Annotated in this window: 12 protein-coding genes; all 12 read right to left on the bottom strand. The window is 72.6% G+C overall.

What is annotated here, in order from left to right:
- Positions 1 to 91 precede the first annotated feature (91 nt).
- The 12 genes from ruvC to Mterra_RS00720 all read right to left on the bottom strand — a co-directional run bounded on the left by ruvC (position 92) and on the right by Mterra_RS00720 (position 12091).
- Complete coding sequence (gene ruvC, locus Mterra_RS00665; RefSeq protein WP_027893469.1) at positions 92 to 583, bottom strand: crossover junction endodeoxyribonuclease RuvC; 492 nt, start codon at positions 581 to 583, stop codon at positions 92 to 94.
- 74 nt (positions 584 to 657) lie between these two features.
- Positions 658 to 1719: a cell division protein FtsZ gene (gene ftsZ / locus Mterra_RS00670; RefSeq protein ID WP_027893468.1), complete on the bottom strand. Its 1062-nt coding sequence runs from the start codon at positions 1717 to 1719 to the stop codon at positions 658 to 660.
- A gap of 12 nt (positions 1720 to 1731) precedes the next feature.
- Positions 1732 to 3006 carry a cell division protein FtsA gene (gene ftsA / locus Mterra_RS00675; protein WP_119313410.1) on the bottom strand — a complete coding sequence of 425 codons (1275 nt, stop codon included), beginning with the start codon at positions 3004 to 3006 and terminating at the stop codon, positions 1732 to 1734.
- Positions 3003 to 3590: a cell division protein FtsQ/DivIB gene (locus tag Mterra_RS00680; protein WP_170159495.1), complete on the bottom strand. Its 588-nt coding sequence runs from the start codon at positions 3588 to 3590 to the stop codon at positions 3003 to 3005. The genes ftsA and Mterra_RS00680 overlap by 4 nt, the downstream gene beginning before the upstream one ends.
- The gene (locus Mterra_RS00685; protein ID WP_119313412.1) at positions 3587 to 4420 is read right to left on the bottom strand and encodes a UDP-N-acetylmuramate dehydrogenase; all 834 of its coding nucleotides are present in this window, start codon (positions 4418 to 4420) and stop codon (positions 3587 to 3589) included. The genes Mterra_RS00680 and Mterra_RS00685 overlap by 4 nt, the downstream gene beginning before the upstream one ends.
- On the bottom strand, positions 4417 to 5778 hold the full coding sequence (gene murC / locus Mterra_RS00690; protein WP_170159496.1) for a UDP-N-acetylmuramate--L-alanine ligase: 1362 nt from the start codon (positions 5776 to 5778) through the stop codon (positions 4417 to 4419). Before murC ends, Mterra_RS00685 begins: the two co-directional genes overlap by 4 nt.
- A gap of 20 nt (positions 5779 to 5798) precedes the next feature.
- Complete coding sequence (locus Mterra_RS00695) at positions 5799 to 6836, bottom strand: UDP-N-acetylglucosamine--N-acetylmuramyl-(pentapeptide) pyrophosphoryl-undecaprenol N-acetylglucosamine transferase (RefSeq protein WP_119313457.1); 1038 nt, start codon at positions 6834 to 6836, stop codon at positions 5799 to 5801.
- A 23-nt stretch (positions 6837 to 6859) separates the two neighbouring features.
- Entirely contained in the window at positions 6860 to 7930 is a 1071-nt protein-coding gene (locus tag Mterra_RS00700; RefSeq protein WP_119313414.1) for an FtsW/RodA/SpoVE family cell cycle protein, read from the bottom strand.
- 3 nt (positions 7931 to 7933) lie between these two features.
- Positions 7934 to 9187, bottom strand: coding sequence for a Mur ligase family protein (locus Mterra_RS00705; RefSeq protein ID WP_119313458.1), 1254 nt, complete (start codon positions 9185 to 9187; stop codon positions 7934 to 7936).
- The gene (locus tag Mterra_RS00710; protein WP_119313415.1) at positions 9184 to 10050 is read right to left on the bottom strand and encodes a phospho-N-acetylmuramoyl-pentapeptide-transferase; all 867 of its coding nucleotides are present in this window, start codon (positions 10048 to 10050) and stop codon (positions 9184 to 9186) included. The genes Mterra_RS00705 and Mterra_RS00710 overlap by 4 nt, the downstream gene beginning before the upstream one ends.
- Positions 10047 to 10790 carry a nucleoside phosphorylase-I family protein gene (locus Mterra_RS00715; protein WP_119313416.1) on the bottom strand — a complete coding sequence of 248 codons (744 nt, stop codon included), beginning with the start codon at positions 10788 to 10790 and terminating at the stop codon, positions 10047 to 10049. Before Mterra_RS00715 ends, Mterra_RS00710 begins: the two co-directional genes overlap by 4 nt.
- Positions 10787 to 12091, bottom strand: a complete 1305-nt coding sequence (locus tag Mterra_RS00720; RefSeq protein WP_245971441.1) for a UDP-N-acetylmuramoyl-tripeptide--D-alanyl-D-alanine ligase — start codon at positions 12089 to 12091, stop codon at positions 10787 to 10789. Before Mterra_RS00720 ends, Mterra_RS00715 begins: the two co-directional genes overlap by 4 nt.
- Positions 12092 to 12145: the final 54 nt, after the last annotated feature.

The following is a 12145-nucleotide window of genomic DNA, read 5'->3' on the forward strand; positions in this document are numbered from 1 at the left end:
GGGCTGGGGGGATATTTCCCTCCCGTGCGCGGGGAGGGACGGGGAGGGGTCACCACGAGCCACGAGCCACAGGCTGACGGCTGACCGCTTCCTACACCGGGCTCGGTTGGCCCAGGTTGATGAAGAAACAGTGGGTGAGCGCGATGGCGATGGCGTCGGCCTTGTGGCTGGGCTTGGGGGTTTCCTTCAGGCCCAGCACGGCGCGTACCATGAAGGCCACCTGGTCCTTGTCGGCGTGGCCGTAGCCTACGAGGGCCTGCTTGACCTTGGGGGGGCCGTAGCCGTAGACCGGCAGGCCGTGCTGGTCGGCCACCACCAGCAGGGCGCCCATGGCCCAGCCCACCTTGTAGGCCAGCTCGTTCTGGCGGTAGAAGAACTGCTCCTCGACCGCGATGGCCTGGGGTTTGTAGGTGCGGACGGCCTCGAGCACGGTCTGGTAGATCTTCCCGATGCGCTCGGGGGCGGGGTCGGAGTGCCGGGTGGTGATCACGTCGGCGTGCAGCAGCCGCTGCTGCTTGCCCACCTGCTCCACCACCCCCAGGCCCATGTTGGTGATGCCGGGGTCGATGCCTAAAACGATCATGTCAAGGGTCAGGGGTTCAGAGCCGAAAAAGGGTCGAGCATGTCCGGCCCTCGACCCTCGGCCCCCGGCGGGCTTTAGTTGCCCCGCTTGGGCATGTCCCCGTCGCCGTAGCGGATGAAGGCGGGGATGTCGATGTTGGAGAGGTCAACGTTGGTGGCGGGGAAGTCCACGAGGCGCGAGCCGGCGGGCTTGGCGATCACGGCGCCCTCGCCGAAGCCGGCGGCGATGAGGATGACGCGCATCTCGTCCTTGGCGCGGTCGTCGTAGGTGAGGCCGTAGAGCACGTCCACGTCCTCCATGCCGGTGGACTCGCGGATCTGCTCGGCCACGGCGGAGGCCTCGGCCAGGCCCAGCTCTTCCGAGCCCACCACGTTGACCAGCAGGCGGCGGGCGCCTTCGATGGAGCGCTCGAGCAGCGGGGAGTGCACGGCGCTGCGCACGGCGTCGCTGACCTTGTTCTCGCCCTGGCCGGAGCCGATGCCCATGAGCACCTGGCCGGCGTTCTCCAGCAGCGCGCGCACGTCGGCGAAGTCGAGGTTGATGAGGCCGGGCAGGGTGATCACGTCGGTGATGCCCTTCACGCCGTGGTAGAGCACCCGGTCGGCCACCATGAAGGCGTCCTTCATGCCGATCTTCTTGTCCAGCGCCTGCAGCAGGCGGTCGTTGGAGACCACCACCATCGCGTCCACGCGCTCGCGCAGCTTGCGGATGCCCTCCTCGGCGGCCCGCATGCGGCGGGGCCCCTCCCAGGAGAAGGGGCGGCTGACCACGCCCACGGTGAGGCAGCCGAGCTTCTTGGCGATGTCGGCCACCACGGGGGCGCTGCCGGTGCCGGTGCCGCCGCCCATGCCGGCGGTGACGAACACCAAGTCGGCGCCCTCGAGCTGCTCCTCGATGACGTCGCGGGTCTCCTCGGCGGCCTTCTCGCCGATCTCGGGGTTGGCCCCGGCGCCCAGGCCGCGCGTGAGCTTGTCGCCCAACTGGATGCGCATGTCGGCCAGGCTGGTCGCCAGGACCTGGGCGTCGGTGTTGGCGGCGATGAACTCCACGCCGGACAGGCCGGACTCGATCATGCGGTTGACCGCGTTGTTGCCCGCGCCACCCAGGCCGATGACTTTAATCACCACGTCTCCCATAACCCCGTCTCCTTAGAAGAAGTTCTTGAATACGCCTTTGATCCGCTCCCACAGCCCCGGCCCTTCCTCTTCCTTGCTGGCCGCGGCCGGGTTGTTGGCCGATTGTGCCGTTTTACGCCCCAGGCGCAGCACCCCCGCCTTGCCGGCGGCGGGCTGCGTGTAGAGGCTGGCGTAGCGCACCAGGCCCACGGCGGTGGCGTGGGTGGGGGAGGCCACCACGTCGGTGAGGCCCGAGACCCCGATGGGCCGCCCCAGCCGCACGGGCAGGTTGAACTGCTTGCGGGCGAGCTCCTCCAGGCCCCGCACCAGGGCGCTGCCGCCGGTGAGCACCACCTTGCCCACGGTGATCTCCAGCGGCCCCAGCGCCTCGTCCACGTTGGAGCGGGCGAAGTGCAAAATCTCGCGCAGGCGCGGGCGGATGATCTTGGCGAGCTCGGTGGCCTGCACCACCTGGGGCGGGCCGCCCTCCTGGTTGATCTCGAGCACCAGCTCGGGGTCGGCGAGCTCGGGCAGGGCCGCCCCGTACTTCTTCTTCACCCGCTCGGCCTCCTCGAAGGGGATGCGCAGGAGCTGGGAGATGTCGCCGGTGATGTGGTCGCCGCCCAGGGGGATGACGGCGGAGTGGGCCAGGCGGCCGCCCTTGAACACGGCCACGTCGGTGGTGCCCCCGCCCATGTCGATGAGCATGACGGTCATGCCCATCTCCTCGGGGGAGAGCACCGCGAGCCCGGAGGCGTAGGACTGCAGGATGACCCCGCCCACGCCCACCTCCGCGTCCTCGACGGCCTTGCGCAGGTTGGTGATGGGGCCGCGCCCGGCGGCCACCAGGTGCACGTCCACCTCCAGGCGCACCCCGGCCATGCCGATGGGGTCGCGGATGCCCTCCTGGCCGTCTACGCGGAACTCCAGCGGCAGGGCGTGGATGAGGTCAACGTCGCCCTCGAAGGGGTAGGCCTTGGCCTGCTCGATGGCCCGGTCGATGTCGGCCTGGGTGATGCTGTGCCCGCGCCGGATGGCGGCGAGGCCGTGGCTGGTCACGCTCTTGATGTGCGAGCCCGCGACCCCCACGAACACCTGCTCGGCCTTGACCCCGGCCACCCGCTCGGCCTGGAAGAGGCTTTGCCGGATGGCTTCGCTGGTGCGCTCGAGGTTGGTGACCACTCCCCGCTTGAGCCCTTGGGAAGGAACGGTGCCTTCACCGATCACGTCCAGGTGACCGTCGGACGAGAGTTCACCAATCACGGTGCAGACTTTGGTGGTCCCTACGTCAATTCCTACAAGAATCATCGGCTTTTACTCTCCCCCCAAGGATAGAGGTAGGTGGGCTTGTTTGCAAGGGATTTACGGTCTTTGGCCCACTTTTTCAATTCCTCGGCCGTGGCGGCCCACACCTCGAAGCCCTCCCCACGGACCGTATAACCCGCAGGAGTATAGCGGATGGCCGTGGCGTTGGGAAGGGTTTTGACGATGGCGATGAGATCGGCGAGGCGGGGCGTGCCCAGCCCCTCGATGCGGGTTCGGGTCTTGGGCGGATCAGGCAGCAGCACCCCGTCGCCGCTGAGGCCCCACTCCCTCCCCTCGCGCACCAGCGTCGCCAGCGCCTTGCGCTCCTCGAGCACCACCCGCAGCTCCCCGATGGCCGGGCGCTCGAGCCGGGCCGAGCGCACCCAGGGGTTCGCGCGCAGGGGCTCGAGCGCGTGCGGCCAGGCCCACAGCCAGGGGGTGCCGGCCTCGAGGCCGGTGATCGAGCGCACCTCGGCGTCGGAGAGCTGGGCGTTGCCCGCCACCACCACCTGCTCCACCGGCCACACCACCCGGCTGCCCACGCCGAGGGCGACCAGCGTGAGCAGCGCCAAAAAGCCTCGGATCACGCGACCACCTCCTCCCCCAACTCCGCCCCCAGCTCGCCCCAGATCTCCCACTCGACCTCCAGGGGCAGCACCCGCTGCACCCGGCGCAGCAGGGCGTAGACCTCCCGGGCGGTGGCCCCGCCCAGGTTGACGATGAAGTTGCCGTGCTCGTGGCTGATCATGGCCCGGCCCACCGCGAGGCCCTTGAGCCCGGCCCGGTCGATGAGGCGGCCCGCGGAGTCCCCGGCGGGGTTCTTGAACGCGCAACCCGCGCTCTTCTTCTTGGGCTGGCCCTTGCGGGCGGCGTCCACCAGCGCGATCTTGGCCCGCACCGCCTCCTCGCCCGCCTCGAGCAGCCGCAGCCTGACGCGGGTCACGACCGAGCCGGGGGGCAGCGCGGAGTGGCGGTAGGAGAAGCCCAGCTCCTCGGGGCGGTAGACGTGCAGGGCGCCGTCGTGGAAGATCTCGACGAGCTCGAGCGCGCCGGCCATCTCCCCGAAGCGCGTGCCCGCGTTCATCTTCACGGCCCCGCCCACCTGCGCGGGGACCCCGTGCAGGCCCTCGAGGCCCGACAGCCCCAGCCGCGCGCTCTTGAGCAGCAGCGTGCTGACCAATGCCCCAGCCCCCACCCAGCCGGCGAAGTCCCACTCCTTGAAGACCCCGCCCAAGGCGATGACCCGCTCCGGCACGCCGGCGTCGGCGACGAGGAGGTTGGAGCCGTTGCCCAGCACCCGGTAGGGGGCCTCGGTGGCGCGGGCGAGGTCCTCGGGGGTCTCGACCGTCCAGACCTCGGCCGGGCCCCCCACGCCCAAGGTGGTGAGCTTGCTGAGGGGGAGCCGCTCGACCTTCACACGACCTCCTGGCCCGGGGTGGGGGCCGGGCTGACCAGGAGCCGGCCGAGCCGGGACACGTCGCCCGCGCCCACGGTGAGGATGAGGTCGCCGGGGCGGGCGCTGCGGCGCAGGTAGGCCAGCGCCTCGTCCCAGGCGTAGTGCCGGGCGGCGTGCCCGCGCTGCTGCAGGTGCTCGACGATGTTGCCCACGATCTGGGCGCTGCTCAGGCGCAGGGGCCTCTCGGAGGCGGCGTAGACGTCGAGGAGCAGCACCTCGTGGGCCTGCTCGAGCGCGCGGGCGTAGCCGGGCCACTCCTGCTCGCTGCGCCCGTAGCGGTGGGGCTGGAACACCGCCCGCACCCGCAGGCCGGTGGCCCTGGCGGCGGCCAGCAGGGCCGCGAGCTTGGTGGCGTTGTGGGCGTAGTCGTCCACCACCAGCGCCCCCTGCCACTCGCCCACCCGCTCGAAGCGGCGACGGGCCCCGGCGAAGGCGTGCAGGGCGGCGGCGATGGCCGTGAAGGGCACCCCCGCCAAGAGGGCGGCGGTGGCGGCGGCGAGGGCGTTGGCGATGTTGTGGCGGCCGGGCACCTGCAGCTCGAGCGGCCCCAGCACCTGCCCCTGCCACACCAGCTCGAAGCGGCTGCCGAAGGGCAGGAGTTCGACGTTGGCGGCGTGGCAGTCGCCGTGCTCGAGCCCGAAGCCGTAGCGCTCGGTCCCGGCGGTGAGGGCCTCGAGGTGGGCCCACTCGGCGTTGTAGACCACCTTGGCCGCGTTGCGGGCGAAGGTGCGCACGGCCTCCTTGAGGCTGGCGAAGGACTCGTGGTAGTTGGGGCGGGGGCGGCCGTCGGGGGAGATGTGGTCGGCCTCGAGGTTGGTGATCACGGCGACGTCGAGGGCGAGGTGCTGGAACAGCGGGTCCGACTCATCGACCTCGGCCACGATGGGCCCGTCGCCGATGCGGTAGTTGCCGCCGATGGCGGCGAAGTCGGCGCCCAGGACCACGGTGGGGTCGCGGCCCGCCCCCAGCAGGATCTGGGCCAGCATGGCGCTGGTGGAGGTCTTGCCGTGCGAGCCGGTCACGCCCAGGCTGGTGCCCCGGCCCATGACCTCCCCCAGCAGCTCGATGCGCCGCAGCACGCGGATGCGGCGGCGGCGGGCCTCGGCCAGCTCGGGCTCGTCCTCGCCGATGGCGGTGGAGGCTACGAGCACGTCCACGCCCTCGAGGTGCTCCGGCGCGTGCCCCTGGAGGACCGCGATGCCCCGGCGCTCGAGGCGGGCGGTGCGCTCGGAGAGGTGCTGGTCGCAGCCCGAGACCCGGTGCCCCTGGTGCTGCAGGATCTCGGCCAGCGCGGAGACGCTGATCCCGCCGATGCCCATGAGGTGGTAGTGGCGGGCACTCACCGGGCGACCTCCAGCACGAGTTCGGCGAGCCGCCGGGCGGCCCCGGCGGGGGAGAGGGGGGCGAGGGCGTTCTTCATGGCGGGGGCCTGGGTGATGAGCTGCTCCAGCTTGGCCTGGAACCGCTCCCAGCCGTCCAGGATAACCGAAGCGCCCCGCTCGGCATAGAAGCCGGCGTTGGCCCACTGCGCCCCGCCGTCGAGGTCGCGCGGCAGGGGCACGAGCAGGCCGGGCACCCCGTGGAAGGCGGCCTCGGCCAAGGTCCCGGCCCCCGCGCGGGTGATGGCGAGGTCGGCGGCGCTCCAGGCCAGCGGCCCGTCCACGAAGCCGCGCACCGCGTAGCCGGGGGTCTTGCCGTGCTCGGCCTGCATCTGGGCCTCCCAGCGCACCCCGCACTGGTGCAGCACCTGGTACTCGCCTAAGAAGGGCTCCAGGCGCTGCGGCAGCTCGCGGTTGAGCTCGAGGCTGCCCTGGCTGCCGCCCATCACCAGGAGCAGGGGGCGGGCGGGGTCGAGGCCCAGGGCCTGCTTGGCCTCGGCCTTGGGGTGGCGCACCTCGCGCACGGGGTAGCCCACCACCCTCGAGCGCGGGCTGAGCTGGGGGTTGAGCGCGACGGGCACCGACAGCCCGATGCGCTGGGCCCTGGCGGCCAGCCAGCGCGCCGCCAGCCCCAGCCGGGCGTTCTGCTCGTGGATCACCACCGGCACCCCCGCCCACTCGGCGGCGAAGGCCAGGGGGAAGCCGGCGTAGCCCACCGTGGAGAGCACCGCGCGGGGGCGCAGGCGCCGCAGCAGGCCGCGCGCCGCCATCAGGCCGCGCACCACCTTGCCGCCCTCGGCCGGGCGCAGCAGGTCGCGCGAGAGCTTGCCGGCAGGGATCAGGTGGTAGGGCAGGTCGCCCTGGGGGAGCAGGCGGGCCTCGAGGCCCCCCTCCGCCCCCACGTAGGCCACCTCGTGGCCCATCGCCCGCAGCGCCTGGGCGGCGGCCAGGCCCGGGTAGAAGTGCCCCCCGGTGCCCCCGCCGGTCACCAGGATCAGGGGAGCGGTGGCCGGGAGGCGGTTCACGGGGCCACCTCCCGGCTCAGGCTGGGCCGGGCCTCACGGGCGAGGGAGTGGATGAGCCCGAGCGCGAAGCCCGCCACCAGCAGCGAGGTGCCGCCGTAGCTCACGAAGGGCAGGGGCATGCCGATGATGGGGTAGATCAGGGTGCCCATCAGGTTGAAGGCGGTCTGGAAGAAGAGGTAGGAGGTGATGCCGGTGGCGACCACCGCCGCGGTGCCCTCGAGGTGCAGCGCGACGTTGAAGCCGCGCAGCAGCAGCAGCCCCAGCGCCGTCAGCAGCATGGCCCCGCCCACCCAGCCCGTCGCCCACACGATGGGCACGGCGGCCAGGTCGCTGGTGAGGCCGGTGAGGCCGGTGGGGATCTGCATCTCGGCGCCCGGGCCGCGCCCGAAGGGCCCGGCCTGCAAAATGGCGCGGTGGGCGTAGGTGGCCTGGTAGCCCTCGTCGCCGGGGTCGGCCTCGCCGCGCAGGTACAGCCGCATGCCCTCGAGGCGGTCGGGGATGTAGGCGAATTTGCCGGGCATGAAGGTCACGAAGGCCATCAGCAGCACCGCCAGCAGCGCGGTGAGGGCCAGGATGCGCCGCCAGGGCACGCCGATGAGCAGGAGCATGGTGCCGGTGAGCACCACCATCAGAATGCCGCCGTCCACGTCGGGCTCGACCACCACCAGCACCGAGGCCAGGCCCAGCCAGGCCACCACCTTGAGGATAGGCTGGTCGAGGTCGCGCTGGTGGAAGTAGGCGGCGATGTAGAAGATCGCCACCAGCTTCAAGAGCTCGGAGGGCTGGAGATCGACGGGGCCCAGGCTGAACCAGCGGCGGTACTCCCCCCCGGCCGGGCCGGTGCCCACGAAGAGCACCGCGACCAGCAGGGCCAGGGTGAGCGCGAAGAGCGGCTTGGCGAAGCGCACCAGCCACAAGGGCCGCACCAGCGCCCCCAGGAAGGTGGCCGCCACGCACAGCCCCACCCGGATGAGGTGGTCGTCGAGCAGGGCCGGGCGCGCGGTGGCCACCCCGACCAGCGAGAAGCCGAGCAGCAGGGCCTGGGAGAGCAGCAGGATGGGGTCCACGCCTCACCCCCCGCCCACTGGGACGGCGCCCAGCTCGAGCGCCACCTGCCGGAAGACCTTGGAGCGGTGCTTGTAGTCCTTGAACTGGTCGAAGGAGGTGCCCAGCGGGGCCAGCAGGACGCTGCCCGTCTCGAGGCGCGCGAGCCCCTCCTCGACGGCCCGGCGCAGCGCGGAGCGCCCCTCGGCCTCGAGGACGGGCACGACCTCGGCGAGGTCGGCGAAGCACTCGGCCATGCGGGGGCCGTCCTGCCCCACGGCCAGGATCACCCGCACCCGGCCCCGCACCGCCTCGCGCAGGTCGGCCACGGGGGCGCCCTTGTCCACCCCGCCCAGGATCCAGGCCACGGGGGTGGGGGCGGCCAGCAGCGCGGCCTTCACCGCGTCGAAGCGGGTGGCGATGGAGTCGTCGATGAAGGTCACGCCGCCCTTGCGGGCGAAGGCCTCGAAGCGGCCCTCGAGCTGCGGCGCCGTGGCCTGGGCCTGCTCGAGCGCCCCCTCGTCCACCGCTTTCCCGGCCAGCTCGGCGTAGGCCCGGGCGGCGAGCCGGGCGGCGAGGAGGTTGGTCTGGCGGGGCGTGGCCTGCGGCCAGAAGGGCACCCGGCGGGCCACGCAGCCCCGGATGCCCGCCACGACGCGCTCGTCGGCGGCGTTGTAGACCAGCGCGTCCTCCGGGGTGAGGTTGCGCAGCAGGTTGAGCTTGGCGGCGTGGTAGGCCTCGAGGCTGCCGTGGCGGTCGAGGTGGTCGATGCCCAGGTTGAGCAGCACCGCCACCCGCGGCCGGAAGCGCACGACGCGCTCGAGCTGGAAGCTCGAAAGCTCGGCCACCGCCACCTCGGCCCCGTCCACCACGTCGAGCAGGGGCGGGTCCAGGTTGCCCCCGGCCACCGCCTTGAAGCCCAGCGCCTTCAGGAAGTGCTCGGTGGCGACGGTGGCGGTGCCCTTCCCGGCGGTGCCGGTGATCCCGACGAGCGGGGTGGGGGAGAGCCGGTAGGCCAGCTCGGCCTCGCCGATGACCTCGGCCCCCTCCGCGCGCAGGCGCTCGAGCGCCGGGTGGTCGATGGGCACGCCGGGCGCGGCGACCACCTCGCGGTAGCCGGAGAGCTCGCGGGCGGCGGCGAAGCCCCAGGCCTCGGCCTGCGCCGCCTCCTCGGGCTTGGGGCGGTCGTCGTGGAAGTCGGCGGGCAGGCCCTTGCGCCGCAGGTAGGCCAGCACCCCCAGGCCGCTGCGGCCCAGGCCGAAGACCAGGCGTTCGCTCATGCCGGGCCCCCCCACAGGGCGTAGGCGAGCGCGGTGGTGAGGGCGGTGACGACCACGAAGCGGAAGACCACCTTGCTCTCCTCCCACCCCGAGAGCTCGAAGTGGTGGTGCAGCGGGCTCATCTTGAAGACGCGCCGCCCGGTGCGGCGGAAGTAGGTCACCTGGATCATCACCGACAGCACCTCGAGCACCGGGATCAGCGCGGCCAGGGGCAGCCACCACAGCTTGCCCTCGAGGATGAACAGCCCCGCCACCAGCGCCCCCAGCCCCATGCTGCCGGTGTCGCCCATGAAGAGGCGGGCCTTGGGGGCGTTGTGCCACAAGAAGCCCAGCAAGGCCCCCAGCAGGCTCTGCGCCAGCACCAGGCCCTGGAACGGCAGCAGCAGCACCGCCGTCACGCTGGCTAAGAGCCCGTCCACCCCGTCGGTGAAGTTGAAGGCGTTGGAGGCGGCGATCATCACCAGCACGAAGAGCGCGACGTCGAGCACGGGGTAGGGCGTGTAGGCGACCTGCCCGCTGGCCCACACGGCGAAGACCAGCCCCATCACCACCTGCACGGCCAGCTTCTCGCGGGCCTTGAGCGGGCGGCGCATCATCCCGGCGAGGTCGTCGGCCAGGCCCAGCAGGGCGTAGCCCAGCCCCAACAGCCACAGCCCCGCGTACGTATCGCCCCCCTGCAGCCCGTAGACGACGGCGGCGGCGAGCAGGAAGCTCACCCCGCCCATGCTGGGGGTCCCGGTCTTGGCCAGGTGGCTCTGCGGGCCCTCGGCCCGCACCTGCTTGCCCAGGCGCAAGGAGCGCATCAGGGCGATCCACAAGCCGCCCAAGAACCACGAGAGCACGGCAGCGGCAACCAGCGTCATAAGCCTCCCAGCGAAAGGTTGAAGCGCACCAGGCGGCCGTCCTGCAGCAGCGACAGGGTCTCGCCGTCGGTGGCGATGGCGCTATAGTCCCCGGGCTGGAACGCGACCTGCAGCCCGCTGGCCGAGATGCGGTAAAGCCCCTTCGCGCCCAGCATGTAGAGGTCCTCGACCACCACCGCGGCGAGGGGCTCTTCGGGCAGGTTGATGCTGCGCCGGTCGGGGTAGATGAAGGCCGAGGCGGCGGTGAGGGCCATCACCCGGCGCTCGTCGCCCGCCACCCGCTTGTAAGGCCCCTCGGCGAGGGGGCTCGAGCCCGCGTAAAAGGCCTTGCCGTCCACCCAGTAGAGCTGGTCCTTGACCGCCAGCGCGTCCAGGGCCCGCTCCCGCAGCCGCAGCAGCCCGCGGCCCGGGGTGTACACGCCCTCGTCCAGGCCCACCACCACGCCCGGCCAGCCCTTGAGGAAGCGCGGGGTGGAGCTCAGGGGCAGGCTGTTCTCGAGCTGCCCCTGGTTGTACACCAGCAGCTGGAAGGGGAAGCCCGCGTAGAGCCGGCCGCCGCTGGTGGCCGCCGCCACCGGCACGCCCGGCAGGTCGAACTCCAGCGCCGGCAGCCGCACGGTGCGGCCCTGGATGAGCCCGTTGCTCAGCAGCAGGGTCTGGCCGGAGGGGGCAGGGCTCGAGCCCGCCTGGGGCACGCAGCCCAGCAGGCCCAGCAGCAGGGCGAGCAGCAGCGGCCTCACCGCGCCCCCTTCGGCCAGATGTCGAGCAGCTTGTCGAGCCCCACCGAACGCGAGGCCTTGAGGTAGACCAGATCGCCCTCCTGCACGCCCGAGAGGAGCTCGGCCACGTCCTCGACGCTGTAGGCCACCTCGCCGCCCACCGCCTCGGCCTGGGCCTGCGCGTGGGCGCCGAGGAAGATGCGCAACGGGCTCACCTCGGCGGCCTGGCGGGCGGCCTCGAGGTGGTACTCCCGGCTGCGCTCGCCCAGCTCCTTCATCTCGCCCAGCACCAGCCACTTGCGCCCCGGCTGGCCCTTGAGGTACTCCAGCCCGGCCTGCACCGAGACCGGGTTGGCGTTGTAGGCGTCGTTGAGCACGGTGATACCGGCGAGCACCAGCCGCTCCATGCGGCCGCCGGGGAGCTGCAGGCGGGCCAGCCGCTCGGTCACGGCCTCCAGGTCCTCGCCCAGCGCCTCGGCCACCGCGAGCGCGGCCAGCGCGCCCGTCGCGGGCCCGAGGCCGGGGTAGGGGACGTGGACGGTGCGCCCGGCGTAGCGGAAGCGGCTCGACTCGGCGCCGAGCTCGAGGCCGTAGCCCGCGAAGTCGGCGTCGCCGAAGCCGTAGGTCTCGACGTCGGGGGTGGCGACCCACTCCGCCGCCTGCAGGCTGCACAGCCGCAGGGGGCTGCCCTCGAGCAGCCGCGACTCCTCCCGCACCACGTTCTCGAAGCTGCCCAGGCCCTCGAGGTGCTCGGGGCCCAGCGCGGTCAGCAGGCCCAGGCTGGGCCGGGTCATGCCCACGAGCTCGTCCATCTCGCCCAGCCGGTCGATGCCCAGCTCGAGCACCGCCCCCCGCGCGGCGGGGTCGAGCCGCCAGAGGAACTGCGCCAGCCCGGGCGCGTTGTTGAGGTTGCCCTCGGGCGCGGGCCAGCCCAGCCCCTGGGCCAGCGCCTCCTTGGTCGTGGTCTTGCCCGAGCTGCCCCCCACCGCCACCACCGTGCCGCCGAAGCGCTCGCGCAGCGCCCGGCCCAGCCGCAGCAGGGCCAAGGCGGGGTCGGGCACCTGGAGGGCGCCGGGGTGGGCCCGGTCGGTGATCACGAAGGCCGCGCCGCGCTCGAGGGCCTGCGCGGCGAAGTCCCGCCCGTGCACCTTGGCGCCGGGCAGGGCCACGAAGGCCGTCCCCGGCTGCACCGCGCGGGAGTCCCAGGTGAGGTCCTGCGCCACCGCCACCGGCGGGTGGACCCTCCCCTCGAGCGCCGTCGCCACCCACTCGGGGCTGAGGCGGCTCCAGCTCGGGGTGTCGGGTTTGGGCATCGCTTCCATCAGGCGCGGACCTCCGGGGCGGGTTTAGCGTAAGCAGTAAAATGTGTTACATAC

The sequence above is a fragment of the Calidithermus terrae genome (genome assembly GCF_003574345.1).
Classification (GTDB): domain Bacteria; phylum Deinococcota; class Deinococci; order Deinococcales; family Thermaceae; genus Calidithermus; species Calidithermus chliarophilus.

Excerpts from the sequence above, each read along its gene's own strand:
- ruvC (WP_027893469.1), bottom strand. The coding sequence starts at position 583 with ATGATCGTTTTAGGCATCGACCCCGGCATCACCAACATGGGCCTGGGG.
- ftsZ (WP_027893468.1), bottom strand. The coding sequence starts at position 1,719 with ATGGGAGACGTGGTGATTAAAGTCATCGGCCTGGGTGGCGCGGGCAAC.
- ftsA (WP_119313410.1), bottom strand. The coding sequence starts at position 3,006 with ATGATTCTTGTAGGAATTGACGTAGGGACCACCAAAGTCTGCACCGTG.
- murC (WP_170159496.1), bottom strand. The coding sequence starts at position 5,778 with ATGGGCATCGGCGGGATCAGCGTCTCCGCGCTGGCCGAGATCCTGCAG.
- Mterra_RS00705 (WP_119313458.1), bottom strand. The coding sequence starts at position 9,187 with ATGAGCGAACGCCTGGTCTTCGGCCTGGGCCGCAGCGGCCTGGGGGTG.
- Mterra_RS00710 (WP_119313415.1), bottom strand. The coding sequence starts at position 10,050 with ATGACGCTGGTTGCCGCTGCCGTGCTCTCGTGGTTCTTGGGCGGCTTG.
- Mterra_RS00720 (WP_245971441.1), bottom strand. The coding sequence starts at position 12,091 with ATGGAAGCGATGCCCAAACCCGACACCCCGAGCTGGAGCCGCCTCAGC.